Origin of the sequence: Rossellomorea sp. NPDC071047 (assembly GCF_050270195.1) — a bacterium.
GTDB lineage: Bacteria > Bacillota > Bacilli > Bacillales > Bacillaceae_B > Rossellomorea.
The window spans coordinates 63,106-89,485 of sequence record NZ_JBNNJT010000003.1 but is presented as its reverse complement, the minus strand read 5'-3'; the positions used below and the strand labels follow the sequence as shown (position 1 = coordinate 89,485).

The 26,380-nt window shown below is 42.3% G+C and carries 31 protein-coding genes; 15 read left to right on the top strand and 16 right to left on the bottom strand.

What is annotated here, in order from left to right; translation table 11 throughout:
• Positions 1-437 precede the first annotated feature (437 nt).
• The 5 genes from ACQKFO_RS12475 to ACQKFO_RS12455 all read left to right on the top strand — a co-directional run bounded on the left by ACQKFO_RS12475 (position 438) and on the right by ACQKFO_RS12455 (position 3,991).
• Entirely contained in the window at positions 438-1,655 is a 1,218-nt protein-coding gene (locus ACQKFO_RS12475; protein ID WP_427599504.1) for an NAD(P)/FAD-dependent oxidoreductase, read from the top strand.
• Positions 1,656-1,735: 80 nt separating this feature from the next.
• Positions 1,736-2,218 (top strand): NUDIX domain-containing protein, encoded by a 483-nt coding sequence (locus ACQKFO_RS12470; RefSeq protein WP_427599016.1) that lies wholly within the window; start codon positions 1,736-1,738, stop codon positions 2,216-2,218.
• Positions 2,219-2,376: 158 nt separating this feature from the next.
• Complete coding sequence (locus ACQKFO_RS12465; RefSeq protein WP_172655674.1) at positions 2,377-2,502, top strand: YuiA family protein; 126 nt, start codon at positions 2,377-2,379, stop codon at positions 2,500-2,502.
• A 212-nt stretch (positions 2,503-2,714) separates the two neighbouring features.
• Entirely contained in the window at positions 2,715-3,032 is a 318-nt protein-coding gene (locus ACQKFO_RS12460; protein WP_427599014.1) for a YuiB family protein, read from the top strand.
• Between the two features lie 254 nt (positions 3,033-3,286).
• Positions 3,287-3,991 carry a 3D domain-containing protein gene (locus tag ACQKFO_RS12455; RefSeq protein ID WP_427599012.1) on the top strand — a complete coding sequence of 235 codons (705 nt, stop codon included), beginning with the start codon at positions 3,287-3,289 and terminating at the stop codon, positions 3,989-3,991.
• A gap of 46 nt (positions 3,992-4,037) precedes the next feature.
• Here ACQKFO_RS12455 and ACQKFO_RS12450 read toward each other — a convergent pair whose 3' ends face one another.
• Both ACQKFO_RS12450 and ACQKFO_RS12445 read right to left on the bottom strand, forming a co-directional pair.
• Entirely contained in the window at positions 4,038-4,826 is a 789-nt protein-coding gene (locus ACQKFO_RS12450) for a cobalamin-binding protein (protein ID WP_427599010.1), read from the bottom strand.
• A gap of 10 nt (positions 4,827-4,836) precedes the next feature.
• Complete coding sequence (locus tag ACQKFO_RS12445) at positions 4,837-5,316, bottom strand: divergent PAP2 family protein (protein WP_149157587.1); 480 nt, start codon at positions 5,314-5,316, stop codon at positions 4,837-4,839.
• A gap of 157 nt (positions 5,317-5,473) precedes the next feature.
• Here ACQKFO_RS12445 and ACQKFO_RS12440 point away from each other — a divergent pair, with 157 nt between their 5' ends.
• A complete protein-coding gene (locus tag ACQKFO_RS12440; RefSeq protein WP_427599009.1) occupies positions 5,474-6,979 on the top strand; it encodes a leucyl aminopeptidase in 1,506 nt (501 codons plus the stop codon).
• A 118-nt stretch (positions 6,980-7,097) separates the two neighbouring features.
• Here the strand turns inward: ACQKFO_RS12440 and ACQKFO_RS12435 are convergent, their stop codons facing one another.
• Entirely contained in the window at positions 7,098-7,235 is a 138-nt protein-coding gene (locus ACQKFO_RS12435) for a hypothetical protein (protein WP_427599007.1), read from the bottom strand.
• Positions 7,236-7,437: 202 nt separating this feature from the next.
• Between ACQKFO_RS12435 and ACQKFO_RS12430 the strand changes: the two genes are divergently transcribed.
• Positions 7,438-8,754, top strand: coding sequence for a Na+/H+ antiporter family protein (locus tag ACQKFO_RS12430; RefSeq protein ID WP_427599005.1), 1,317 nt, complete (start codon positions 7,438-7,440; stop codon positions 8,752-8,754).
• A 164-nt stretch (positions 8,755-8,918) separates the two neighbouring features.
• Here ACQKFO_RS12430 and ACQKFO_RS12425 read toward each other — a convergent pair whose 3' ends face one another.
• On the bottom strand, positions 8,919-9,305 hold the full coding sequence (locus ACQKFO_RS12425; protein WP_427599004.1) for a hypothetical protein: 387 nt from the start codon (positions 9,303-9,305) through the stop codon (positions 8,919-8,921).
• A gap of 174 nt (positions 9,306-9,479) precedes the next feature.
• Between ACQKFO_RS12425 and ACQKFO_RS12420 the strand changes: the two genes are divergently transcribed.
• Positions 9,480-9,863 carry a PaaI family thioesterase gene (locus tag ACQKFO_RS12420; protein WP_427599002.1) on the top strand — a complete coding sequence of 128 codons (384 nt, stop codon included), beginning with the start codon at positions 9,480-9,482 and terminating at the stop codon, positions 9,861-9,863.
• 84 nt (positions 9,864-9,947) lie between these two features.
• Positions 9,948-10,316 (top strand): DUF2188 domain-containing protein, encoded by a 369-nt coding sequence (locus ACQKFO_RS12415; RefSeq protein WP_427599000.1) that lies wholly within the window; start codon positions 9,948-9,950, stop codon positions 10,314-10,316.
• A gap of 64 nt (positions 10,317-10,380) precedes the next feature.
• Here the strand turns inward: ACQKFO_RS12415 and mnhG are convergent, their stop codons facing one another.
• The 7 genes from mnhG to ACQKFO_RS12380 are packed head-to-tail and all read right to left on the bottom strand — an operon-like array spanning position 10,381 to position 16,139.
• Positions 10,381-10,743: a monovalent cation/H(+) antiporter subunit G gene (gene mnhG / locus ACQKFO_RS12410; protein WP_427598999.1), complete on the bottom strand. Its 363-nt coding sequence runs from the start codon at positions 10,741-10,743 to the stop codon at positions 10,381-10,383.
• Positions 10,727-11,011, bottom strand: a complete 285-nt coding sequence (locus ACQKFO_RS12405) for a Na(+)/H(+) antiporter subunit F1 (RefSeq protein WP_113968950.1) — start codon at positions 11,009-11,011, stop codon at positions 10,727-10,729. The genes mnhG and ACQKFO_RS12405 overlap by 17 nt, the downstream gene beginning before the upstream one ends.
• On the bottom strand, positions 11,011-11,487 hold the full coding sequence (locus ACQKFO_RS12400) for a Na+/H+ antiporter subunit E (RefSeq protein WP_148970746.1): 477 nt from the start codon (positions 11,485-11,487) through the stop codon (positions 11,011-11,013). Before ACQKFO_RS12400 ends, ACQKFO_RS12405 begins: the two co-directional genes overlap by 1 nt.
• A 6-nt stretch (positions 11,488-11,493) precedes the next feature.
• A complete protein-coding gene (locus tag ACQKFO_RS12395) occupies positions 11,494-12,975 on the bottom strand; it encodes a Na+/H+ antiporter subunit D (protein ID WP_427598996.1) in 1,482 nt (493 codons plus the stop codon).
• On the bottom strand, positions 12,968-13,309 hold the full coding sequence (locus tag ACQKFO_RS12390) for a Na(+)/H(+) antiporter subunit C (protein ID WP_044338125.1): 342 nt from the start codon (positions 13,307-13,309) through the stop codon (positions 12,968-12,970). Before ACQKFO_RS12390 ends, ACQKFO_RS12395 begins: the two co-directional genes overlap by 8 nt.
• Positions 13,309-13,737: a Na(+)/H(+) antiporter subunit B gene (locus ACQKFO_RS12385; RefSeq protein ID WP_148970744.1), complete on the bottom strand. Its 429-nt coding sequence runs from the start codon at positions 13,735-13,737 to the stop codon at positions 13,309-13,311. The genes ACQKFO_RS12390 and ACQKFO_RS12385 overlap by 1 nt, the downstream gene beginning before the upstream one ends.
• Entirely contained in the window at positions 13,734-16,139 is a 2,406-nt protein-coding gene (locus ACQKFO_RS12380; protein WP_427598994.1) for a Na+/H+ antiporter subunit A, read from the bottom strand. Before ACQKFO_RS12380 ends, ACQKFO_RS12385 begins: the two co-directional genes overlap by 4 nt.
• Before the next feature lie 305 nt (positions 16,140-16,444).
• Between ACQKFO_RS12380 and ACQKFO_RS12375 the strand changes: the two genes are divergently transcribed.
• Complete coding sequence (locus ACQKFO_RS12375) at positions 16,445-16,702, top strand: hypothetical protein (protein ID WP_427598992.1); 258 nt, start codon at positions 16,445-16,447, stop codon at positions 16,700-16,702.
• Positions 16,703-16,867: 165 nt separating this feature from the next.
• Positions 16,868-17,443 carry a DUF5366 family protein gene (locus tag ACQKFO_RS12370; RefSeq protein WP_427598990.1) on the top strand — a complete coding sequence of 192 codons (576 nt, stop codon included), beginning with the start codon at positions 16,868-16,870 and terminating at the stop codon, positions 17,441-17,443.
• Positions 17,444-17,478: 35 nt separating this feature from the next.
• On the opposite strand, the gene ACQKFO_RS12365 is transcribed toward ACQKFO_RS12370, so the two are convergent.
• Together ACQKFO_RS12365 and ACQKFO_RS12360 are read right to left on the bottom strand one after the other, a co-directional pair.
• Positions 17,479-19,326, bottom strand: coding sequence for a transglycosylase domain-containing protein (locus tag ACQKFO_RS12365; RefSeq protein WP_427598989.1), 1,848 nt, complete (start codon positions 19,324-19,326; stop codon positions 17,479-17,481).
• A 16-nt stretch (positions 19,327-19,342) separates the two neighbouring features.
• The gene (locus ACQKFO_RS12360) at positions 19,343-20,554 is read right to left on the bottom strand and encodes an MFS transporter (RefSeq protein WP_427599502.1); all 1,212 of its coding nucleotides are present in this window, start codon (positions 20,552-20,554) and stop codon (positions 19,343-19,345) included.
• A 255-nt stretch (positions 20,555-20,809) separates the two neighbouring features.
• Here ACQKFO_RS12360 and kapD point away from each other — a divergent pair, with 255 nt between their 5' ends.
• Positions 20,810-21,430: a 3'-5' exonuclease KapD gene (gene kapD / locus ACQKFO_RS12355; RefSeq protein ID WP_148970738.1), complete on the top strand. Its 621-nt coding sequence runs from the start codon at positions 20,810-20,812 to the stop codon at positions 21,428-21,430.
• 45 nt (positions 21,431-21,475) lie between these two features.
• On the opposite strand, the gene ACQKFO_RS12350 is transcribed toward kapD, so the two are convergent.
• Positions 21,476-21,874: a kinase-associated lipoprotein B gene (locus ACQKFO_RS12350; RefSeq protein WP_427598988.1), complete on the bottom strand. Its 399-nt coding sequence runs from the start codon at positions 21,872-21,874 to the stop codon at positions 21,476-21,478.
• 95 nt (positions 21,875-21,969) lie between these two features.
• Between ACQKFO_RS12350 and ACQKFO_RS12345 the strand changes: the two genes are divergently transcribed.
• The 3 genes from ACQKFO_RS12345 (at position 21,970) to ACQKFO_RS12335 (ending at position 23,838) form a co-directional block, all read left to right on the top strand.
• Positions 21,970-22,710 (top strand): peptidylprolyl isomerase, encoded by a 741-nt coding sequence (locus ACQKFO_RS12345; RefSeq protein ID WP_427598986.1) that lies wholly within the window; start codon positions 21,970-21,972, stop codon positions 22,708-22,710.
• A gap of 216 nt (positions 22,711-22,926) precedes the next feature.
• Positions 22,927-23,130, top strand: coding sequence for a hypothetical protein (locus ACQKFO_RS12340; protein WP_148970735.1), 204 nt, complete (start codon positions 22,927-22,929; stop codon positions 23,128-23,130).
• A 177-nt stretch (positions 23,131-23,307) separates the two neighbouring features.
• On the top strand, positions 23,308-23,838 hold the full coding sequence (locus ACQKFO_RS12335; protein ID WP_427598984.1) for a superoxide dismutase family protein: 531 nt from the start codon (positions 23,308-23,310) through the stop codon (positions 23,836-23,838).
• Positions 23,839-24,001: 163 nt separating this feature from the next.
• Here ACQKFO_RS12335 and ACQKFO_RS12330 read toward each other — a convergent pair whose 3' ends face one another.
• The gene (locus ACQKFO_RS12330; protein WP_427598982.1) at positions 24,002-25,165 is read right to left on the bottom strand and encodes a MalY/PatB family protein; all 1,164 of its coding nucleotides are present in this window, start codon (positions 25,163-25,165) and stop codon (positions 24,002-24,004) included.
• 138 nt (positions 25,166-25,303) lie between these two features.
• A complete protein-coding gene (locus ACQKFO_RS12325; protein ID WP_427598981.1) occupies positions 25,304-26,212 on the bottom strand; it encodes an alpha/beta fold hydrolase in 909 nt (302 codons plus the stop codon).
• Positions 26,213-26,380 lie beyond the last annotated feature (168 nt).

Below are 26,380 nucleotides of genomic sequence, written 5' to 3'. Positions count from 1 at the left end.
GGTCATAAGTCAAGTACACCAAAAAGGCAAAGAACGCCTTTATGGTGTACTCGCCTTATGCTTGTCGGGCCTGGGCGAGCCGCCTCCGCTTTTCGGAATATTCTTAAGTTTTCAATTTCCTATATATATCTTGAAAATGCATGGTAAAAAGAATATTATGTAATGTAGGCATAATGTTAAGAATTTATGACAATTCTCGCATAAGTATGTAGTAGTTCGTGAAATACGTCACATACTTTCTTGTTTATCGTTTTTATTTATTTTTCATACAATACTTTCCTCTTAAATGATGGAAAACATCTCGTTTGATTTGTTTCAGTTTCTTTTCTATAGGGAAAAAGGTAATAGCATCAGATTGAACGGGATAAAAAAGCATGATGTGGAGGACTCTAAGAGTATCCAAAGCAAATTTATCAAAAAAGGTGGATGTGATTCAGTTGAGAAAGCCAAGAATCGTTGTATTAGGTGCAGGTTACGGTGGATTAATGACGGTAACTCGTCTTCAAAAGCAATTAGGTACAAATGAAGCAGAAATTATTTTAGTTAATAAAAATGATTATCACTACGAAACCACTTGGTTACACGAAGCTTCTGCAGGTACACTTCATCATGATCGTGTACGTTACAACATTAAGGATGTTGTCAACACAAGCAAAGTAAACTTCTTACAAGCTACTGTTGAAGATATTAAAGTAGAAGAAAAGAAAGTCATCACAAGTGATGGCGAAGTAGAATTCGATTACCTGGTCGTTGCATTAGGTGCAGAATCAGAGACATTCGGTATCCAGGGTCTCCATGAGCATGCATTCATGATTTCAAATATCAACTCTGCCCGTCAAATTCGTGAGCACATTGAATTGCAATTTGCTACGTATAAAAACGAAGAAGAGAAAAAAGATGACCGCCTTACAATCGTTGTAGGTGGAGCAGGCTTCACTGGAATCGAATTCTTAGGGGAATTAGGTAACCGTGTACCTGAACTTTGTCATGAATATGATATCGATCGTAAAAAAGTACGTATTGTGTGCGTGGAAGCTGCACCAATGATCCTTCCTGGATTCGATCCTGAGCTAGTGAAGTATGCGCGTGCTAAGCTTGAGAAAAAAGGTGTTGAATTCCACATCGGAACTCCACTTAAACAAGCAACAGCGGACAGCGTCCTAATCGCTAAAGGTGAAGATGAAGTAGAAGAAATCAAAGCTGGTACGATCGTGTGGGCTGCTGGTGTACGCGGTAACTCCATCATCGAAAGAGCTGGAATAGAAAATATGCGTGCACGTGTGAAAATCAGCAAAGATCTTCGCGCTCCAGGTCATGACAACATCTTCATCATCGGAGACTGTTCACTTATGATCAATGAAGAAACAGAACGTCCATACCCGCCGACTGCACAAATCGCGATGCAGCAAGGTGAAGTATGTGCCCGCAATATTGCTTCTTTACTACATGGTAAAGATCACCTGGAAGAATTCACTCCAGACATCAAAGGAACAGTATGTTCACTGGGTGAAGACGACGCAATCGGTGTCGTTTACGGTAAGAAAATCACTGGGACAAAAGCTTCTTTCATGAAGAAGGTAGTTGATAACCGTGCGCTTTACATGGTTGGTGGACCATCCCTTGTCTTCAAAAAAGGAAAGTTCAAATTCTTTTAAGCTCTAATGAATAAAATGAAAAGCAGGGTGGATTCCGCTCTGCTTTTTATTGTGGGGTAATGTTACGGAGGTGTTCGAGAATGAAAAGGGGAAAGGTTTGGCTGGCGGTGGCCGGACTGGTCATAGATGAGAATGGTAAATGGCTGGTAGTGAAGAAGAAATACAGCGGTTTAAAAGGGATGTGGTCACTGCCTGCAGGATTTGTCAATGCTGGGGAAACAGTGGACGAAGCGGTTGTGAGAGAAGTGAAAGAAGAAACAGGATTGCAAACAACCGTCAAAGGAATTGTAGGAGTCCGGTCAGGTGTCATCCATCATGACATTAGCGACAATATGATGATCTTTCTGTTGGTAAACAAGGGAATTTCTTCAATACATATAGAAGAAAAAGAGTTGTGGGATGTTAGATGGAAGTCACCTCAAGAGTTATTGGAAGATGAAAAAACGTCCGTCATGGTGCATGAGATGATCAATCAATTGGCTGATCAAAATATTTTAAGCCCGATAGAAGGAATAAATCCAGGAGACCAATTTGCCTACACACAGTACAAATTATTTTTATAAAATTCTGTTAATTTTAAGAAAAAGAGAGATAATGAAAGGAAAACTAAAATGTATTCGCTTTCTTAGCGGTACATCCCCTATAATGTCCCTTTTCTTTATGGGAGATAGATGATATATTATCAGAAAATTAAGAAATTAAAGAAAAGGGAGAGGGAATTATGAGAGCTACTGCAAGTACTAAAACGAAATACTGTCTTTACTGTTCAGGAAAAGGATATTTTCAGTTAGTGTTGGGTGGTTCTGAAACGTGTCCGTGCTGCGGAGGCAGTGGGAAACAGAAATAAACCCTAAGAGATAGATCAAAAAGCAGACCTGATGAAGGTGGATACTTCTATTGGAGGTATAAATCCTGATTTGGGTCTGTTTTTATGGTCGTCTGGATATGAAACATATGTTTATTTTGTGAATAAGCTACAAATCTCCTTGAAAATATTGACGCTTTCATTACACTCGGGGTACACTAATCTTTAGTGTTTATGGAGGTGTAAACGGTAAAATGCCTATACATGTGATGTTAATTTCGATGCTTCTATTTTTTGTTCTATTTTTCGGAATAGGCTTTTTGTTAAATATGTTATTGCGTATGACGTGGATTATGGCCATCATTTATCCTATTGTCGTCATTTTTATTGTGGATGATGTTCGTTTTATAGATTATTTCCGAAATGCCGGCGAGTCGTTTACTGAGTTAGGTACGAAAATCAGCCACCTGGCTGTAGCCGATCTTGTGATTTTGGGAAGTGGGCTGGCAGGAGCGATTCTTTCAGGAGTCGTGATGAGAATTTTAAGAGCAAAAGGATATCGAATGTTTTAACCGCATCCGTTTAACGGAGGGATCTCCCCTAAGTTGAACGGGTTTTTATTATGATTTTTTTCAAAAAGTGTACATACTAGTTGAAGTGGGGAAAAGGTTATATCCCCTGCAATGTCGCCTATGTGCAGCGAAGTTCAACTATAGGGAACGCTAACCAAATAATTTCCAAATATTGAAACTATTCGATTTTTTTATCAATTTTTGCATATATATCCTCCTGCTTGGGAAGTATTAAAGGTGGGAGGAGTGAATACATGAATTTGTTTAAAACATGGACGAAGAGATTCGTTATGGTCAGTTTGTTCATCCTGGCACTGGGAACGACTTTTCAAGCAGTCTCCGGAGTAGAGGCCCAAACCTTTAAAACCTGGTTGATGGACAAGGGTGACCGTGATCAAACCAATTTGAATTATAAAGAGCATCAGACAAATCGTTTAGGATTGTCATTTAAATTTCTTAAGAGGCTTGCAGGCTTTGAAACTCAGATATCGGCGAGTACACCTGTTGAACCGAGGACGTTGGAAGAGTCCGTTGATTGGGATCAGTATACGAAGCATAAGGTTGTAGCGACAGGCTATACAGCAGGGATTGAATCGACCGGGAAGAATCCTGGGCATCCCCTATATGGAATTACATATTCAGGAGTGAAGGTGAAACGTGATTTGTATTCTACGATTGCAGCCGATCTATCCGTTTATCCTATTGGTACCATTCTTTTTATCCCCCATTACGGATATGGGGTTGTAGCCGATAAAGGGAGCGCTATTAAGGGGAATAGACTGGACCTCTATTACGAGACAGTGGACGATGTGTATAATGAATGGGGGAAACAGACTCTGGATGTGTATGTGATCCAGATGGGGTCAGGTGAGTTATCTGAACAGCAATTAGTAGACCTTAATGAAAATAAGTCCATGCAGGTTTTTAGGCAGCAAATTTTATCGCCTAAAAAAGAATAATCAGGAAAAGCACGAAGTTCATCATGAACTTCGTGCTTTTTTAACATCATTTGACCTCTTTATATAATTCTGGATGAAGCATCCTGGCAAGCTTGACAGCTCCCTTTAATAGAAGAGGGGACGGTCTGCAATAGAGGGCTTCTTCCAGGACAAAAATTCGATCCTGTTGAATAGCTCTCATTTCGTTCCAGCTTGGACGCTTCTTCACAATATCAGGGTTAACCCGTTTTTGCTGAACGCCGACCCAGGCAAGACAGATATAGTCGGGGTCACGCTTTTGTACATCTTCCCAATCCGTTTGAACACTCGCCAGATCCACATCTTCATATAGATTTCGTGCCCCGATCATCTCACTCAACTCCGTTAACCAGTTGATCTTACCAGGGGTGAAAACTGGCTTTGGCCACCATTCCCAGTAGAGGGATGGTGGATGTTGAACCCCGGAACCTATCGTTTTTAAGCGGGTTACGGATTGCAGGAATTCACTCTGACGGTCCGTGGCATGTTCTTCGATTCCACAAGCTTTTCCAACCGTTAAAAGATCTTCTGCTATATCAGAAAAGCTCTGAGGATTTAACATAATGTGGGGGATGTTCCGCTTTTCCAGTTCTTTTATGTTTTTTTCCATACCCGGTACACTTAATGAAGAAAACACCAAATCAGGCTTCAAGGACTCCAACTTATCCATATTAATTGAAAGATCCGGTCCGAGCCTGGGAAGTGATTGGACCTCTTCAGGATAATCGGAGTAATCATCGACTCCTACAAGGAGTGGAGTTAATCCGAGGTAATCGATTATCTCTGTATTACTTGGACAGATTGAAACAATTCTCATCTTGCCACTCCTATGCATAAAAGAAATAATGAAGAAGAAGGGTCAGAATAATCCCGGAAAGTCCACCAAAGAACACTTCAATGGGCTTGTGTCCGAGTAATTCCTTTAACTCCTTGCGCTTTTCCTGTTCAGGCTTGTTCTGCCAGCCTTTTGCTTCTGACATGAACCTTTGGAAATCGACCATCAATCGATTCAGGACAATGGCTTGTTCTCCTGCCTGCCTTCTGACACCAGTTGCGTCAAACATCGTAATGATGGCAAACATGGCTGAAACGGCAAAGATTGGTGAGTCCACGCCTACTTCCAGGGCTACTCCAGTAGACAAAGCCGTTACGGCCGCTGAATGGGAACTCGGCATCCCGCCTGTTGAGGTGATTAATGACCAATTTAATTCCCTCGTCGCGATAAACTGTATGGGAACCTTAACAAACTGAGCAAAGAAGATTGAAAATAAAGATGCCCATAATGGAAAATTAAAAAATACTTCCATGCTGTGAAAAGCCACCCTTTCAATTGTTTGAATAAAAATAATGTTCTTATTATATCATACCCTATTCACCTCTTTAATTAACTTTATGGATCGGTTTGTTAGAAAGTCGAAATAATGGGACATTTTCGCTATAATAGAGGCTGGAGGTGTCGTATAAATGAAATTTTCGATTAATCAAAATGAAATGACGGCCGCTAATCAGGAGTGCCTGATTGTTGGGGTTTACAATCAGCCGACTTTTGAAGGGAAGCTGAAGGAGCTTGACCAGAAGTTCGAGGGCTATCTTACTCAGCTGGTAAAAGACGGAGACATATCTTCAAAAGCAAAGAAAGTGACCAAAGTACATACGTTTGGAAAACTCAAAACGAAGAGAGTGTTGTTCGTTGGTCTTGGGAAACAAAAAGAGCTTACGTTTGACTCTTTAAAAGATTCGTTAGGTGTAGCATCAAAAGCTTTAAAGGAGATGAAGGTATCCTCTTTTTCGGTGGCACTGGATACATTTATTTCTGAAGAAATGGCAGCAACAGATGCAGCCCATGCATTTATGGAAGCCTTTACGATGTCTACATATGAGTTTCACGGCTATAAGAAGAAATCAAATCGACCGGAAGTGCACGTAGAGTCGATTGAGTTCTTTACAAGCGCTGACTCTAAAGAAGTAGAGACGGCTTTACATATCGGATCCGCCTTTGGTAACGGAGTCAATTCAGCCCGTACGCTGGTGAACACTCCTGGTAATCTATTAACCTCTACTAAATTAGCGGAATATGCGCTTGAATTAGCTGAGCAATATAACTTTGAAGTTGAAATTCTGGATAAAGAAGAGATGGAGCATCTGGGAATGGGCGCACTGCTCGCTGTAAACCAGGGGTCCGTTGAACCTCCCAAAATGATCGTTCTTAAGTACAATGGAAAAGATGAGTGGAAAGATGTCATCGGTTTAGTTGGAAAAGGAATCACCTTCGATACAGGCGGTTATTCTATTAAACCTAAAGATGGAATCGTCGGAATGAAAGCAGATATGGGGGGAGCCGCTGCGGTTCTGGGAGCCATGGAAATCATCGGAGAGATCCAACCGGAACAAAATGTCGTTGCTGTCATCCCTTCAACAGACAATATGGTGAGCGGCTCCGCATTCAAGCCTGACGATGTGATTACATCAATGAGCGGTAAAACGATTGAAGTGTTAAATACAGATGCTGAGGGCCGTCTCGCACTTGCTGACGGTATGACCTATGCAAAGCATCAAGGAGCAAATTATTTAGTGGACGTTGCAACTTTAACCGGTGGAGTCATCATCGCTCTGGGTGAAGACAAAACAGGAGCCCTGACGAATAATGAAGCGTTCTTCGAGCAAGTACTGGAAGCGTCAGGGGAATCAGGTGAATACATCTGGCAGCTCCCTTATACGGAACACGACAAGAAGCGTGTTCGTGGAAGTGATATTGCCGACCTGAACAACTCACCGGGCCGAGCTGGTCACGCCATCATGGGCGGGGCATTTGTCGGAGAGTTCGCTGAAGGTCTTCCTTGGGTACACCTTGATATCGCCGGCACGGCTACCAGGAAAGGCAGCTATGAACTGGGTCCGAAAGGCGGAACAGGTGTAATGGCAAGAACGCTTGCACTATTAGTTGAGCGCTTTGTGCCTTTAGAAAAATAATGTGATGGAATGGAGAGTCTTTTTTCAGTGTTTAAGCATGATGCCACTGAAAGAAGGCTTTTTTTGTGAGAGTTCATGATTTTGGTGGCTGAAATTGTAGATAATACGTGGCTCCCGATTAGGAAAAGCTGGTAATCCGGCCATTTTTGACGATAATCCGGCCGAAATAGGCAAAAATCCAGCCACTTTTCTTCAGGATCAAGCCGGAATGGAGAAGAATCCGGCCGTTTTTAACCAGAATCCAGCCGATTAACATTTAATGGAAACCAAACCCGAGCCTCTCCATAAACCAGATCCTCAACTAAAAACCTTCCACTCTCCTTTTACTCTGCTAAAGTGTTGACAAACTCTCTTTATCTTGTTAAAGTTGAAATCGTGATTTTATTACTCTACCAATTTAGCGAACTAAAGTAAAGGGATATATCGTTGTATGGAGAATTTTGAGGAGGAAGGTAGTTATGAACGCAGTTGTTATAGCGGTTCTTGTCATGCTTGTACTAAGTCTGGTTCGCGTGAATGTTGTATTCGCTCTGATCACTGGTGCGTTAGTCGGTGGATTGACTGGTGGGCTGGGGTTAAACGAGACGATAACCATATTTACTGAAGGAATCAGCGGCGGGGCAAGTATCGCCTTGAGTTATGCATTACTGGGTGGATTCGCGGTGGCGATTTCCTATACGGGAATCCCAAACCTGCTTGTTGACTGGGTCCTTAAAGTAGTTGGGAAAAAAGGCGATTCTAGAAAAACGGCCCTTTCGAAAGCACTTATTGTATTATCAATTTTAATTATGGCTTGTTTTTCACAAAATGTGATTCCGATTCACATTGCTTTTATTCCTATTTTGATTCCACCTTTATTGAAGGTGATGACAGAGTTACGCATTGACAGACGTTTAATCGCATCCGTGATTACGTTTGGTTTAACGGCTCCGTATATTCTTTTGCCAGTAGGATTCGGCTTGCAGTTCCATGAAATCATTGCTCAAAACATGGGAGCAAGCGGCATGGAAATTGCGTTAGGTGATATTCCGAAGGCGATGCTTATCCCTGTAGGGGGGATGGTGATAGGGTTACTGATCGCCGTATTTGTGAGCTATCGTAAACCAAGGGAATACAATGAAGGTGAAGAAGTGATCTCTGAAGAGAAGGTCGGGTACAATAAAAGAGCGATGATTTTTGCTATCGTTTCTATCGTAGTCGCTCTATATGTTCAGCTTCAGCTGGAATCAATGATCTTTGGTGCATTAGCCGGTATCGCCGTTCTTTACATCACAGGATCGGTTAAATGGAAAGAGGCTGACGGGTTACTGAATGAAGGAATGAAAATGATGGCCTTCATAGGCTTTGTGATGATTACTGCATCAGGCTTTGCTGAAGTGGTAAAAGCCACAGGCGATGTCGAAACATTGGTTGAAGCGACTGCTGACGTAATCGGCGGAAACCAGGCATTAGCGGCTCTGATCATGTTGATCGTAGGACTTCTGGTGACGATGGGCATCGGTTCTTCATTTGCCACGATTCCAATCATCGCAGCCATTTTCGTACCTCTTGCCATGGAGCTTGGCTTCAGCCCGCTCGCAACGATTGCGATCGTCGGGACAGCAGGGGCACTTGGTGACGCAGGTTCTCCGGCATCGGACAGTACGCTCGGACCAACAGCCGGATTAAATGCGGATGGACAGCATAACCACATTTGGGACACGTGTGTACCAACATTCTTACACTACAATATTCCACTGATACTATTCGGCTGGATTGCAGCCATTATTCTGTAAAGAGCAAGGGGACAGGTCCCCTTGCTCACAGAGGGCTCATCACTTACAAAATGAATTAACACACTCAAGTAGATAAAAAGAATAACGAAAGAATAGCAGTGTCGCCTATGACACTGCTATTCTTTCGTTATGGTGAAAGGGATGGGATGCCCAAAGGCCATACACTACATCCACCGGACAATCACAATCAAATGACAGCAATCCACCTGGCCAAGCTTCTCATCAAAGACTAAACGCACACCGTCAGGATTGAATGAAACGACAGGCTGTACTTTTGTGCCGATGGTTTGAAGTAGTTTATGTACTTCAGGGAGGTTCGATTGCTGTGCAGCACTCATAAACTTCTTTGAAAAATCTTTTGAGTTGTTAATTCGTTGCAGCACCTTTCGGGCATCATCCATCAAGCTTAACGTTTTACCTGCTGAAGACATGAACGTGTTGCTATCAACAGGAGGATAATTGCGATAATATGAAAAAACAGGCTGTGTCCTTGAATAAATAGGCGGGTAGGGGCGTTGAACAGGCGGATAAAAAGGATGGTACCGATACATAACATAACCCCTTTCATAGGAATACTCTAAGGAAATGTATGAAAATGAAGAGGGAATTATTCATGAAACAAAAGGTAGAGGGGAAGAGCAGACAAGCCCTTTTAGGGAAAATAAAGGATTTTAACAGACTCTCTAGAACAGATAGTAGAGAAGAAAATATATGAGGTGATTCACATGAATATGGAAAATACATTAATCAGTACGTTAGGAATTGAGTTTGTTGAATTAGGTAAAGGAAAAGTAATTGCGACGATGCCCGTAAATGAAAGCACGAGGCAGCCATTCGGATTCCTTCATGGAGGAGCATCGGTGGCACTTGCAGAAACGGTTGCAAGTGTTGGGGCGGTGCAATTAATTGATCTGGATAAGGAGATATGCTTCGGTTTGGAGATCAATGCCAATCATATTAAAGCAAAGCGTGAAGGCCATGTTACCGCCACAGGAACGGTGATGCATCAAGGGAGGACTACAATGGTTTGGGAGATTAAGATCACGGATGAGGACGATCAATTGATCTGTGTTTCAAGATGTACGATGGCAGTTGTGCCGAAACGCTAAATGAAATTCTTACATATCCAAATGTTTGAAAAGTGAATAAATGGGAAATCAATTACTAACCAATCGATTAGGAGGCTATATTTAATGAGTTGGACAAAAAATGATTATCCTGATTCACTGAAAAACCTGCCTGAGGATGTTCGGAACAAAGCCATTGAGATTGCCAATGCTCTTCTTGATGAAGGGTATGAAGAGGGACGAGCGATTGCGATTGCCACCGACCAGGCCCATAAGTCTGAAGAAGGAAATGCTTCGGATAAAACCGAATATCATGTCAGTCCACATGACGACGGCTGGCAATTAAAGAAAGCAGACGGACAACGTGCCATCCTGGTAGAAGAGACAAAGGATAAGCTATTGTCAAAGGCAAAGGACTATGTGACGGATCATTCCGGCACGCTTGTTATACACAAACAGGATGGAAGTGTGGAGAATCATTTGTATCAACAATAAGAAAAGGGCTTGACCAATTGAGGAAATCCTCATGTGGTCAAGCCTTTTTTTCATCATATGCTTTTTATTGACTGTTTTGGCGATCGTATTCTTTTTTATCTTTTAAGTCATCCTTTACACTTTTATCCCAAAGCTTAACCCCGGAATTATATGCAGCTCTTGAGATGAGGTGTCCAGCGACAGGTGCCGTTACAAAGATGAAGACGATTGTCAGAATCAGTCTTGAATTAAAGTGTCCATGCTCCAAATAGAAGTAAAGGAATGTTGCCAAGAGAATCGACATCACGCCAAGTGTCGCACTTTTAGAAGCCGCATGGTTTCTCGTATATACATCCGGGAGTCTCAGCAAACCAAAGGCAGTGACCAGGCTGAGAAACCCTCCTACTACTAAGAAGAACCCGATGAAAAATCTAATGATCTCGCTCACGTTCGATGATCTCCCCTTTCTCTAAGAACTTTGAAAAGGCAACGGTTCCTAAGAAAGCCAGAATCCCAAGAAGGAGAATAACTTCCAAGAAGGCATAAGTATCGAGCATCATGGATACGAGGGCGATGATAGCGATCAGATTGATACCGATTGCATCAAGGGCTACCACACGATCGGGGGTGGTTGGCCCTTTCACAACCCTGTATACAAGTCCCAGCATGGATAGGGAGACGCATAGCAGTGTGATTTGAAAAATCGTGTGTAACATTAGCGACTCACCTCCATAATGGCTTTTTCAAAGGAATTTTTAATTTCATCAATGGCTTGATCCACATCAGGGATATCGATGGCATGGACATAAAGAATCTTATTATCATACGATACATCCATCACGAGTGTCCCGGGTGTCAAGGTAATGAGATTAGCTAATAAGGTAATCTCCCAATCTGTTTTTAAGTCTGTCGGTAATGCGAAGATTCCCGGTTGGAAATCAAGCTTGGGTCTTAGTATCGTTTTTAAGACCGAGATGTTAGCAAGGATCAGTTCTTTTAAAAACAGGAAGAATAAATTGATCACGGCAGCCACGCGTAATAAATAAAATCGTGAGTTGAAAAATCTTCTGAATGCAAAAATCACAAGCAATCCTAGCAAATAGCCAATAATAAATGACTGAGAAGTAAAGGATACCGAAAGAAACATCCAGACAAAGGCCAGGAAAAAGTTTAATAAAATTTGAAATGCCATTCTACATTACTCCTTTAACACTGCGTCTATATAGAGATTCGGATTTACCAGTACTTCTGCTGCTTGTGAGAATAAAGGTCGAACTGCCTCGGCACCAAAGCCGTAACATACGGCTAACACGACGAGTAGCGCGGATGTCATCCATAAGTAACGGGCATGACCTTTTGAAACTCCGTTGTATTCTTTCGGAGTTCCCCATATACCGTTCAGGAAGATTTTGATAACAGAATACAGGACCATTAGACTCGATGCCAGTATGACACCAGCACCTACATAGGCTTCTGCAGCAAAGCTTCCTCTTAGAATTAATAGTTTCCCTATGAAACCACTCAAAGGAGGGATACCTGCCAAGGAGAAGGCTGCAACAAGGAACGTCCAGCCGAGCCAAGGGTACTCTTTAATGAGACCGCCCATTTTCTTGAGGTTGGTTGTCCCGGTTATGGCAATCATCACTCCAACCAGGAGGAATAGAGCCGCTTTAATAATCATGTCATGAACGAGATAGTAAACCGCCCCTTCTAATGCTTCTGGGTTCATCGTTGACACCCCGAACAAGATCACACCGACTGCGATGATGATGTTGTAGATGATGATCTTCTTAACATCCCAATACGCGATGGCCCCGATACAGCCGAGGACGATTGTCAGGATGGCTAACATACTCAGGATTTCATGTGTATACCCGATATCATGGTAGAAGAATAACGTGTACGTTCGTAAAATCGAATAGATCCCCACTTTCGTGAGCAAGGCACCGAATAAAGCAAGCACCGGTGTTGGTGGTGCGTAATACGAGCCTGGTAACCAAAAGTAAAGAGGGAAGATCGCCCCCTTAAGTCCAAAGACTAAGAGAAACATGATAGCGATCGCTGTAAGTATCCCTGGCTGATTCACATCAGCAATCTTTCTCGAAATATCTGCCATATTCAATGTCCCTACCACTGAATACAAGTACGCCACGGCAATGACGAATAGAGCAGAGGAGATGACATTCACGAGAATGTATTTGATTCCCTCACGCAATTGAGCCTTCGTCCCGCCTAGAACGAGCAGTACATATGAACTCATAAGCATCACTTCGAAAAAGACGAAGAGGTTAAAGATATCCCCGGTTGTAAATGCTCCGTTCACTCCCACCAATAGAAACTGAACAACAGGGTAGTAGTAGAATCGTTCTCTGTCTGCCCCTATCGACTTAAAGGAATACAGTAACACGACCAATGTGATGATGCTTGTCGTCGTCACCAGTAAAGCAGAGAGCATATCAGAAACGAGTGTAATCCCGAAAGGGGCCACCCAGCTTCCTAAGTTAATCGTTTGTATTCCATCATTATTGATGGTGTTGATAAGTACAAGGGATGCTGCAATGGTAGCCAGAGTTGAAAGGCTTGAAATTCCACGTTGTACTTTTATATATTTGCTGAAAAACATTAAGATAATCGCCGTAAATAACGGGATTAAAATAGGTAGTATTAATAAGTTAGTCATTTCCTTCGTTTCCTCTCATTTGATCCATATTATCCGTTCCAAGCTCTTGATATGCACGATAAGCAAGAACAAGGAAGAAAGCTGTCACTCCAAAGCTGATAACAATCGCTGTTAGAATCAATGCTTGTGGTAACGGATCGACATAAGATTTTGCGTGTTCGCCAAGAAGAGGTGCAGCTCCTCCTTTTAGACCACTAATCGAAAGAAGTAAAAGATGAGCGCCGTGACTCAACAATGCTGTCCCGATGATGATTCGGAGCAAGCTTTTGGATAGCATTAAGTAAACGGCGATCGTAATAAGGATTCCGACAACAATGGCCATTAATATTTCCATTATTCGCTCACTCCAATCGTTTGAATAATGGTCATCGTGACACCGATGACAACCAGATACACTCCCGTATCAAATAAAACGGCTGTATGCAGGGATGTCTTTCCTAACAGGGGAAGATGGAAATAATCATACGCGTGAGTCAGGAAAGGGACATCAAACAGAAGTGCCCCCGCAGAAGTCGCCACTGCCAGGAGTAAACCAATCGCAGTAATGATTTTATAATCCACCGGCAGGATATTAGCTACCGTTTTGATATCATACGCCAATAATAGTAGTACAAGCGCAGCCGACGTCATCAATCCTCCAATAAAGCCTCCACCCGGGGTATAGTGCCCGGCGAAGAAAAGTCTCAGAGAAAACAGGATAATGATGAATGCGACAACGTTCGTTACGGTTTGTAAGATGACGTCATTCGTTTTTGTTTTCATCCTTCTTTCCCCCTTGTCAGACGCAATTTAATCATGGAGAAAATACCAAGTGCGGCGATCGCCAATACACAAATTTCAAATAATGTATCAAATCCACGGAAGTCAACGAGTATAACGTTTACCATATTCTTACCGCCGGCTTCTTCATAGACATTCTCGATGTAATAGCTTGAAATAGAATCGAAAAGTTTTGTGCTGTATGCAGAAATCGCAAACAAGGTAACGACTAGACCCACACCTATCGCAATCAAAGCATTTCCAAGCTTAAATCTCATTCGTTCTTCATGCCTGCTTAAAGGAGGCAGATGATAGAAGCAGAGTAAGAATAGAGCAACGGACACGGTCTCGATCACAAGCTGTGTCAGAGCAAGATCCGGAGCACGGAATAATACGAAGAATAAAGAAACCGTATATCCGGCAGCTCCCAGCGCAATGATGGACGTTAATCTTGACTTTGCAAACAAGATGGTTGCAGAGCTGATAACAAGTAAAAGCGCTATGGCCACCTCATAGACTCCAATCGGGGCCAATTCATCCGTGTTGATCGCAAATGCCCCTTTAAACCACAAACTAAACAGTAATACGGCGGTTAAAAAGGAGAAGATATATACGAGATACGTACGGATAAACCCTGTCATATAGCCTTTTGTAAAGCTGTAAGCTCCGCGTTCGGCTCCTATTAATCCACCATCATAAAATGAATTCAAGGTGAAACGGTCCGGTATCCAAGTGTATATTTTTCTCCAGTTTGGCAGTAGGAGATATAACAGAATTCCAAATAGAATGACTCCAAAAGTCATAAATAGTTCAGGCGTAAAACCATGCCAGAATGAAATATGGGTTTTGACTGCATGTCCTTCCTGAATAAGGCTTGGAGTAATGGCAGCCACTGCCGGAGCGATGATTCGTTCTGACAGGATATTTGGAAAGAAACCAAAAATGATCACAAGTGAAGCCAGGATAATTGGAGAAATAAGCATTCCAAGAGGAGCTTCATGCGGTTTCTTTTCCAATTTCTCTGGTTGATGCTTACCAGTGAAGGTTTTAAACACAAGAATCATGCTGTAAATAAACGTGAACACACTACCGACCCAGGCAAGGATCGGGAAAATCATACCCACTGTATCCAGGTTGAATATATCCATTTCAAGTACCCTTACCATTCCTGTAAAGAACATTTCTTTACTAAGGAAACCATTAAATGGAGGAAGTCCTGCCATGGAGAAGGCTCCGATGATCGCAATGGTGAAAGTGATCGGCATGAAATTCATCAACCCGCCAAGCTTACGGATATCCCTGGTGCCTGTTTCATGATCAATAATTCCGACAACCATGAACAAGCTTCCTTTAAAGGTCGCGTGATTGATCAAATGGAATACGGCAGCAAGGGTTGCAACCATATAAATATTTTCATCTAATTCACTGTAGTGGAGAGCAGCCGCGCCGACTCCCAATAAAGACATGATCAGACCAAGTTGACTGACGGTTGAAAACGCAAGTATTCCTTTCAGGTCTGTTTGTTTCACAGCATTAAAGGATCCCCAGAACAGTGTAAAGATACCGAATCCGCCCACTAGCCACAACCATACACTTGATTCAGCGAATACAGGACTCAAGCGGGCAACAAGATAAATTCCGGCTTTCACCATTGTGGCAGAATGCAGGTATGCACTGACCGGTGTCGGTGCCTCCATGGCATCAGGTAACCAAATATGGAACGGGAATTGAGCGGACTTCGTGAAAGCCCCCAACAGGATCAGAAGTAATGCTGGAAGGAAAAGCACTTCTGTCATGAGCTGATCGGAATGCATGACTAATTCCCTGATGCTGAAGGTCCCGCTCATAAGATAGAGAAGTAAGAATCCCCCAAGCATGCTCAGTCCACCAAAGACTGTAATGAGCATGGATTTCTGGGCTCCGTATCTTGACCGCTCACGGTGATACCAGTAGCCGATCAATAAGAATGAGGAAATGGATGTGAATTCCCAGAACATATAAAGAACGATCAAGTTATCCGATAGGACAACGCCCAACATCGCTCCCATGAACATCATTAAATACACATAAAAATTATGTAGTTGTTCTTTCTTCTTATCTAAGTAATAAATCGAGTACAGGACAACCAGTGAACCGATCCCTGTGATGAGCAGGGCGAACAGCAATCCGAGTCCGTCAACGTAGGCAATGAAGTTGATTCCGAAGGACGGCATCCACTCCAAGGTTTCCTTGACGGTGTCCCCATTCTTAGTGATGGAGATGAATTGGAAAAAATAAGTGAATAAAGCGACTGGAAGCAGTAATACGAACCAACCAGTATGTACATTCCGAAATGCCTTATAAAGAAATGGAATGAGTATAGCAAATAAAAAAGGCGATACAATAGCCCAATGTAACAAAGTCATATAAAACCCCCCTCATGTAAAATTCATTTATTCTTAAGCATGGTCTAATGTCTTTCCTGTTTTTAAATATGCATCTTATTTCAAAAACCTCGACCGAAGCTGAACCTCAAAGAGCATTATAACGTAAAAAATAAATGCTTGCATTACTCAGGATTCCATTCGTATCAGATTGTTCATGAAGTATTAAATATGTAGATAGACGGAAAATACCAACGGAAATTTGTTGGTTTTTTTCATGTGATTCCAACCAACTACAGAATAGTTTCGGTTAAATTGGAGAATCCTATCCATAAGGTGGTGAAGTTATGAAAAAGAAAACTGTAGCGGTTACGACCATATTCTTTACTTTTTTTGGCTTTGCGTGGTTAATTGAATCACAAGATCGGTTTAATAGAGGAATGATTGAAATGGAAGACCCGACCAGTATGAACATCCGGCCAGTTCAATATGGTGAAACGGAAGAAGTGGAAGAAGAAATGACGAATGATCCCATCAGGCAAAGACATCCTTTTGGATCCAGAGAATATATCCGTGTAGTGCCACATTCCAATCCTCAGCAATAAATGACTGTCCTTTCTGCAATCATGGAAGGGCCGGTCTTTTTGTGCTTTCCGTGAAACAGGTGATAGGCATATAGTCATTGTTTCTTCTGATTCTATACCCTTTTCAAGATACTCATAAACGATTATGATGAGAGTGGTCAAAGAATCGTTATGGGAGAGTTATTAGTGAAAAATACATACTTAACAAGCTACTTGCCTCTTTTCTCTATATTATTATTTAGCCTTACATTTTCCGTTTATGGAGTGGAAGTATTCGTAGACATCTTTAAGAAGATCGGTGTCTATCCCGGAATGAGGGAATTTTTATCGGATATGCAACTGAAGCTCGCGATTTTGATACTATTAATGGTTGCTTTTTTTATGGTGTTTGCTGCCTTGAAGCTGATAGCGGAGACGATCAATGGTATTTCAATGCTGTTTTTCTCCATGGATTCAGATGGGCAATTGTATAACCGTGTTCGAACAGGCTCGATGATTTATTTTATCGGTGGCCTTGTGTCAGTACTGAGTCTGAAATCCTTCCTGGGATTGTTGATTATCTTTGCGCTGAGTTCAGTCGTGTATTTTATTTATTTTGTTTATAAAATTAGTCCGTCCCTCTCGAAAGTGGGGATCTTCGGAGTCGTTGGTTTACAGGTGTTTTCATGGTCATCCTTATTTCTAACGATTTTCTTTGTGTGTTTGAAATTATACAATGGTGTGATGGCGAGTTTGCCGGTTATCTCGAAGGTGAAGTTATAGACAAAGAGTCTGCAGCACGTGCTGCAGACTCTTTATTATTCCATGATCTGCTTCCAAATCTTATGACTTGGACGCTGTTGTTCAATATGACTCATATTACGGGGAATGTCATGCCCAACCCATACGCCGGTAGTGAATGTATCTGTTATTCCCATGACCCAGTAATCATGATAGTTATTGGTGGTTCCTGTCTTAATCCCCACATAGGGCTTTGATACGTAAGCTGCTCTCCCGGTCCCGGAAGTAGCGGCTTCGCCCAGCATCTTTCTCATTTTAGAGGTTGTATCTGCGGACCAAACCGTCTTCGGCTCGTTCTTCCATTGATAAAGGATGTTTCCTTCATTGTCCTTCACATGAATGATCGCATGACTTTCCTGGTACTTCCCATCAATAAAGGACGTATAAGCATCCGTCATTTCAAGGGGGCTCATTCCATAAGTGAATCCCCCTACGGATGCTGCATAGGTTTGATCCTCGCTTAACACCTTCTCAAATGAAAAAGGGGATAACGATTTGAAAGCTTCTTCCATGCCTGTTTTTTCCATCAATCGCAATGATGGGGCGTTATACGATTGTGCTAAGGATTGTTGTATCGTAACGGTTCCAGGCTGGACTCCTCCATAGTTTATCGGGCAATAGTCACCTATACAGTACCGGTTCGCATTTACTTTTTCAGTGATGGAAGCCTGGTATTTCTCGATATACGGACCATATACAAGAAGTGGCTTAATCACTGATCCAGGTTGTCTGAAAGCTTGAAAAGCGTGATGGAAGTTATATTTCTGGTAGTTCCTTCCTCCTGTTATTGCCGCGATGGTCCTTGTCTTGTTGTCGATGGTGACAGTGGCCCCTTGTAATTCTTTCTGAAGCTGTCCATTTAAAGCCTTCACACTTTTTTGTTGCAGCTCAGGGTTCAGTCCGGTTTGAATTTGAACTCCTGAGGAAATCACTTGTTGAAAACGTTCATTGAGCTTCTGTGCTACTTTCTCCTTTTCCTTCGGAGAAGCGGCATTTGCCAGTTCCACTTTGTATCCCTCGTGAAGCGAAATCAGCTCTTTTAATTCACTTTCCACATAAAAAGCATAATCAGGATATAAGTCGATTTTTTTGCGAACGTTTAAGCTAATCGGCACTTTTTTCATTTTTTCCGCTTCTTCTTTGGATAGCTTATCCGTACTGACGAGAATATCGAGAAGACGTTCCTGACGAACTTTGGTTTGATCGAAATGATCGATGGGATCATATTTTCCCGGGTTATTGGGAATCGATGCAATGAACGCCATCTCTGCCTGATTGAGTTCCGTTACACTCTTCTGGAAGTAATACTGTGACGCTGTTTCAATCCCGTAAACGCCATTACTGAAGTAAATGACATTAAGGTAAAGCTCTAATATTTCATCTTTTGATAACGATTTTTCAATTTCATGGGCGTAAAATAACTCGGTCAATTTACGATTGTACGTTTTTTCCTGCCCTAGATACAGGTTTCTTGCAAGCTGTTGTGTAATCGTGCTCCCACCTTGCTGGATGTGGGTGAACACCAGGTTTTTCACGACAGCCCGGAGAATCGCTCCGGCATCGAACCCGACATGTTCATAAAAATGCTGGTCCTCTGAAGCGACAAGGATATCCTTCATGAAAGGGGGGATCTGCTCATCCGGAATATATATTCTGAACGGGCGGTTCACTTCCGAAAATACCTTACCGTTCTGATCAAGCAGTAAACTGGTACGATTTAGATGTAAGTTATCGGTCCTTACCGAGTGTTCTAATTCATCTTGAAAGCTTTGTACTTTGTTCCATTCATCCGTCGCAAAAAATAATGTGGTAAAGAAGATGAACATAACACTAATGACCGTTATATAACCTGCGAAAATTCTCATTTCTCACTCTACTTTTCTAGTAATCTTTCACATGGCTGGTTGTTTCAGAATGACGCATACTCCACCATAATAATCCAAAAGCGCATAAGAATAAAGCACCTGTTACATAAAAAACGGAAGAAATACCAATATATCCTGACACGATCCCGCCAAAAGCAGGTCCGACCACGTTTCCGAGAAAGCGAAAGCTCTGATTATACCCAAGTACTTCCCCTTGCATACTGATGGGGGCTTCCTGACGTATATAAGCGGTCACACATGGAATCATCCCGCCGATCGCGATGCCGAACAAGAACCGGAACAGGACAAGCTGCCACAGTTCTACAGCCAGTGCTTGGGGTACGATGAAAATGGAGGCAAGGACAAGGAGGATCGATAACACCTTTTCATAACCAATATCATCACCAAGCTGGCCCCATCGCCGTGTCGCAAGTAAATTACCAAACCCGGTTGCAGAGAAAGCAATTCCCGCCAGAAATGCCAGATTTGTAGAAGAGGTAAGTTCATCTACATAGAGGGCGAGAAGAGGCTGAATACTAAAGTTTGCTACCTGGATAAGGAATGACAATAAGAGAACCGTCACTAATAATCTGTGACTGAAAATATGCTGAAGCACTTCAATACTTGAATACTTATTTCGCTGGTTCCGTTGCTCTTTACTCCTTTGCTCGTCAATGCCAAGTAAAACAACGGTTGCTGCAATGGCAATGGCGATGGAGGTGAAAATGAAAGTGTAGGAAAAGCCTACATTATCAGCCAGTAACCCACCGATGACTGGACCGAATAGTCCTCCTGAAACAGTTCCCATTTGCAGGGTGCCAAGCGTACGTCCTGCTTCTTCCTTTGGAGTCTGAGCCGAAATAAGGGCCATTGAAGTGGGAATGAAACCTGTCACCGCACCCATGATCATACGAAGGACGAAAAGCCCCCAAACGGAATCCATAAAGCCCATCAGAAAAATCGATGTGGCAATTCCATACCCTGTGATAAGAAGGATCGGTTTATAGCCGAAGCGGTCTCCGATTCTTCCCCAAAAGGGAGAAATAAAGAAAGCTGTTAAGAATGTAACCCCGAACACAAATCCTGACCAGCGTTGAACGTATTCATGACTGTACGTACCAAAGGTTTCAATATAAAGGGACAAAAACGGCAAAACCATCGTCGCACTCGCCGCAACCAGGAAATTGGCCATAAGCATAATCGTCAAATTCTTTTTTTTGATTGAAATGGTTAACACCTTCTGTATGGATTTTATTTCGTATACCTAAATATTCATTTTATTAAAGATTGAGACTCCAGTCCACCGAACAACATTTATTCACGGGGAAAACCGGGAATTAGTCATAATTTACAGGTTCATCATGATATAATGTAAGAATAAGAAGTGTGGAAAATTGGAGTGAGTACCGATTTTATTTTAATGATGAATTCTTTTTATTATAGATAAATTGGGGTCTTATCTAGATTTTGAGGAGGGAGTATAGTGGCGAAACCGGAACAGCTTGTGTTTATAGATTTTGAGTTTTCTATGCCTGAACGACATAGAGTCCCCAAAGGTTTTTTTCCTGAGATTATTGAAGCTGGTGTTGTAGTGGTTGAGAAAGGGAAAGTGTCCGATTCGTTTTCATCTTATGTGAAACCGACTGCGTTTCCCAAACTGACCAACCGCTGTAAACGGTTCTTATCGATTAACCAGCAGGAAGTCGATTCAGGAATCTCATTTCAATGTTTGATTGACTATTTTTCCGGGTTGAATGCAAGAGGGATCGACAAAGTAGTGACGTGGGGAAACATGGATATGAAGGTACTGCGTGATAACTGTACACAGTCCGGCATTCCATTTCCTTTCCAAGCTCAATTCGTCGACTTGTCCATGGAATATAAACGATTCTTTGGTGATCAAAACCAAACCGGGCTATGGAAAGCAGTCCAGGAATACGGGAGGGAAGGAGTCGGAAAGCATCATAAAGCTTTAGATGATGCCCTCACCACCCACCATATCTACAACCTGGTCGAAAAAGATAAAAAATACCTCGATAAAGCGGAACCAACCACCATCGGGGAAAGAATCGACCTGTCCAAATTTTACAACCAGCTTGCATAACGAGATGAGGGACGGACCTTCCTAAGGTCCGTCCCTCATCTATGTTTAAAATGTCAGGCTATACATCAGTTCGTATTCTCTTTGAATCGACCCGAGTGTTTCCAGGCTCTTCTTGGCGTGGGGAGTTGGGTCTTCTTCCAGCTCTTTCTTCAGTTTAAGGTATGCAGAGACCAATGATTCATTATAATCTGGAATGTTCCCCTCAAACGGCTTCACCATCTTCTCGGGCATATTCGCCTGCTCACGGTGTGCAAGGGCTTTTCGTTCGTGGAACAGTGGGACGTCCACTTCCTGGGGATTGTGTAAATCGCCTTGCCGTGGATGCTTCAGGACGGAGAGAATCTTCACCACATAGCCCCCTGGCCGTTCTCCGGTTACTTCCCCGATATACTTGCCTGTTTTATAAAAAGCTGTGACATAATCACCAATTTGTATGTTTTTCATAAAAAAACCTCCTCTAATACTTCAATCTTTATTATAATGAAAGCGGAATGAATGTTGAAAGAACTACTATAAAGGTAACATGTGGAGGTACATATATGAAGCGTCTGATGATCGTGATCCTGTGTTTATTAGGTTTAGTACTTGCCTCTTGTGGACAAACAGAGAAGGAAGATTCGGCTAAAGAAGAAACACAACAAACAGAAGAAAACAAGAATACGGCAGAAGATTCCAAAGGAGATGACACAATGACATACCCTCAGCTTACAACAGAAGTTGCTGAAAACGAAAAATTGGTAGAAATGAAAACCTCGATGGGAACGATTAAGATCAAGCTTTTCCCTGAGCAGGCACCTAAAACCGTCGAGAACTTTATCACTCATAGTGAAAACGGCTATTATGACGGACTTAAATTCCATCGCGTGATCAAAGACTTCATGGTCCAGGGGGGAGACCCGAATGGAAACGGAACTGGTGGGGAAAGTATTTATGGCAAATCCTTTGAAGATGAATTCTCACCTGAATTATTCAATCTTCGTGGTGCCCTTTCCATGGCAAATGCAGGCCCTGATTCGAATGGAAGTCAATTCTTCATCGTGCAGAAGCATGACATAGACCCACAATTTGAAGATCAAATGAAATCAGCCGGTTTCCCGGCAGAAATCATCGAAGCCTATATGGAGAATGGTGGAACCCCTTGGCTTGATCAAAAGCATACGGTCTTTGGTCAAGTGGTCGAAGGAATGGACATCGTCGATGAAATGGCCAATGTAGAAGTTGGTGAGAACGATCTTCCGAAAGAAGATATTGTGATTGAAAATATTAAGGTTGTAAAATAGTAGTGAGAGAGCTAAAAACCCTAATTGGGGTTTAGGGCTCTTTTTTTTTGGGGGGAGGGGCTCTAAAAGGGTAACCGGATATTTCCTCGGAAATTGTCGAGGCTTGTTTCATGGCCTGTTCAATAAATCGTTAAAAACGTAGCGATTTCAAGTTGGTTTGTCCCCGGCAGTGTTGGTATAATAGACGAAGAGTTTGTTTTTTGAAAGGAGCTTACGATGCTTTCTTATTATGTACTAAACTTGTTTCTATACTTTCCTGAAGATAAGTCGGAATATATCCCTGCAAGCATTACGATGGCCATTTTCTTAATAGCTGCCTTATTGACGTTCCGTTTAATTATAAAGGTTTCAAAGCGTGAAGAATTGAAAACGAAGAAGATGGAAGAGGAAGCCGGGAAGCATAACAGGGAATCAGAATAAAAAGAGTGGAACACGCTTAAATGTATAGGCGTGTTTTTTTGTTGTGTTGATTCAACACTACTTTCATCTATCACCGCCTCAGACCCAACAGCTTCTTTTTGGGTGAAAAAGAGGAATACTTTTTCACTCAAACGTCAACAATGGTGGAAGAGTACGCAGATTTGGAGGAAGTGCAAAATGAAAAAATCATCACTATTATATATGATCATGATAAGTGTATTACTTGGGGCATGTGCCATCGAAAACCCTAAAAAGGTAGAAGTGGAATTGAAAAACGAGAGCGGGGATTCACTAGGGAAAGCGACCCTGCAAGAGAAGTCGGATGGAGTGGAAGTCGGATTGGACCTTGAAGGTTTGCCCCCCGGTGAACATGGGATTCACATCCACGAAAAAGGAGCATGTGAACGACCGGATTTTGTATCTGCTGGGAATCACTTCAATCCTGATGATAAAAAACATGGACTTCTGCATCCTGAGGGGTCACATGGAGGAGATCTTCCTAACATCATTGTCGAGGATGATGGCACAGCAAAAGTCAAACTGATGGCAGGTGGTGTCACCTTGACGAAAGGGAAGACTTCCCTTTTCACCAAAGATGGGACGTCTTTGGTCATCGATGAAAACAAAGATGATGGGATGACCCAGCCTTCAGGAGATTCCGGTAAACGTATTGCCTGCGGGGAAATTGTGAGTGATAAGAAGAAATAAAATGAGTGTGGAGTTGTAACACAGTGTGTACCTGGTACAAATGACTGGAACGTACCAGGTACAACTAAATATGAAAAAATGCCCATCGACCAGAGCGATGGCTTCACTGCTACAAAACAAAAAACGGGAAGAGTTGCCGGCAACTCTTCCCGTTTTTTTTACATTAGTTTAAAGCTTTTCGCAACCTCTCCAACCCATCCATCAACGTTTCTCTTGGACAGGCAATATTCATTCGAACAAAGCCTTCCCCGCCAGGTCCGTATTTTGTTCCCGGTTCCAATGCGAGTTTTCCTTTGTTCAATAGACGCTCCTTGAGCTCTTCATCAGAGAGTTCCATCTTTGTACAATCTATCCAGAGCAAATAAGTTCCTTCAGGGTCCACCAATTGGAGATGGGGCAGGTGATCTCCAATGAATTCCTTCGTGACTCTCACGTTTTCCTGCAGGTACACTAGTATCTCTTCCAGCCATGCCCCGCCAAAGCGATAGGCTGCTTCCATTCCGACAATCCCAAACGTATTGAGAGTGAAGAAGCCCTGTTTTTTATGAATGGCGGCGATTTTTTCCCGGAGATCCGGATTGGGAGTAATCATGGCTGAAGCCTGTAATCCTGCAAGGTTGAAGGTTTTGCTTGGTGCGATGCACGTGATCGTGATATCTCTGGTCGAGTCACTGAGAGATGCCAGTGGAATATGGGTATGAGTTTCATAAACCAGATCTGAATGAATTTCATCCGACACGATCACCACATTGTACTGATGGCATAATTCAGCTATTTTCATTAGCTCTTCTTTTTTCCATACACGACCGCTCGGATTGTGTGGATTACATAATAAAAAGAGCTTCACACCTGTTTTCAAAGCTTCTTCAAATGCACCAAAATCGATAGAATAGCTTCCGTCACCATAATCCAGTTGAGCATTTACAATTTCCCGGTCATTGTCTTCCACCAGGCTGAAAAAGGGTGTATAGACAGGAGATTGTACGAGCACTTTATCTCCCGGAACAGTAAGTGCCTGAATAATCGTGGAAATCGCCGGCACGACTCCTGGACTGTATTGGAGCCACGTTTTCTCAATGTCCCAGCCGTGACGTTTTTGGACCCATTCCTTAATGCTTGCTGCCGTTTCATCTCCAACAAAGGTGTAACCAAAGATCCCGTGTTTCAGCCGATCCTGGAGGGCATCCAACACATCTTGTGGCGGCAGAAAATCCATATCTGCCACCCACATAGGCAGAACATCGTCACTCCCAAACACCGTCTTTGTCAGGTCCCATTTTACGGAGGATGACCCTTTTCGGTTAATGATTTCTTCGAATTTACTCACGAATTTGTCCCCTTTCTAAATATGTAATGATTAATATAATCATATGATGTATTTGAAAAAGATGAAAATTATTTGTTTATCCTTATAACGGATCGTGACTGATTTAACTTCTTTTAGAAATAAAAAAGGGACTTCTCCCTACGTTTCAGATATGAGCGTTTGGGAAAGTCCTTGTTTGTATAAAGGCTGTGTCTCCGAATCCTCTGTAATTCCTTCAAGAGGGGCTGATACAAATTGATGGATATGTTCCAATACTTCTTCAGGCTTCTCTTCAGGAACGAGATGGCCGGTTTCTTCTAAGATCACCAGCCTGGAGTTCGGGATATCCTGTTTCAGCTTATGTCCCGTGGATAAAGGTACCACTCTGTCATGTTCTCCCCACACAAGGAGGCAAGGTGTTTGGATGTTGCGTAATTCGCTCTCAGATAAATCTCCTTCACGATCTCGAATCATCCTTGTCAATGCCTTGAAAATATCATCCTCCAGAAATGGTTTCAGATACCCAAACATCATTTCATCATCGATCATTTTTGAATCATGTACAACATTTTCAAGGTTATTCCGTATCCCTGATCGTGTAAGCCACAGTTTTACATACAGATGGAAAAAGGGAATATGACTCAGCATCGTGACTGGCCACTTCATTTTCTTGAGATAGCCGGAACTGCACAGGAGTACGCCCTTTTCGACTAGGGAGGGTGCTTTTTTCATCACGTTCAGAGCGATCTGGCCGCCCATGGAATGGCCGGTTAAATGCACGTTGCTAACATTCAAGTGGTCTAATAAGGCGATGACCGTGTTGGCCAGATTGTCGTAAGAATAGATGAATCGATTGTTCTTCTCACTGTTCCCAAAGGGAGGGAGATCGATGGAAATGACATTATAATTTTCTTTCAAAAGAGGAGTAAGCCGTCTAAAGCTAAAGGTTGATGATAGAAATCCATGAAGAAGGACGAAGGTTTCCGTGGCTTCGGGATGCTGATGATGTTCAAAATAAACATTGGCACCATTCACCTGAACCACCTTTGCAAAGTCTTGTTCTTGCATACTTCGTCACTCCTCTCTACAAGTTTACAGATATTTTACCCCTATTTCCGCATTTAACACCTGAATTCGAAAGTTGTCTCATATCCAATTGTAATTATGGATGTAATGGGGAAAATAGATTTAAAGTGAGGATCCCTCTTTTCATAACAGTTACTTCTGATATAATAA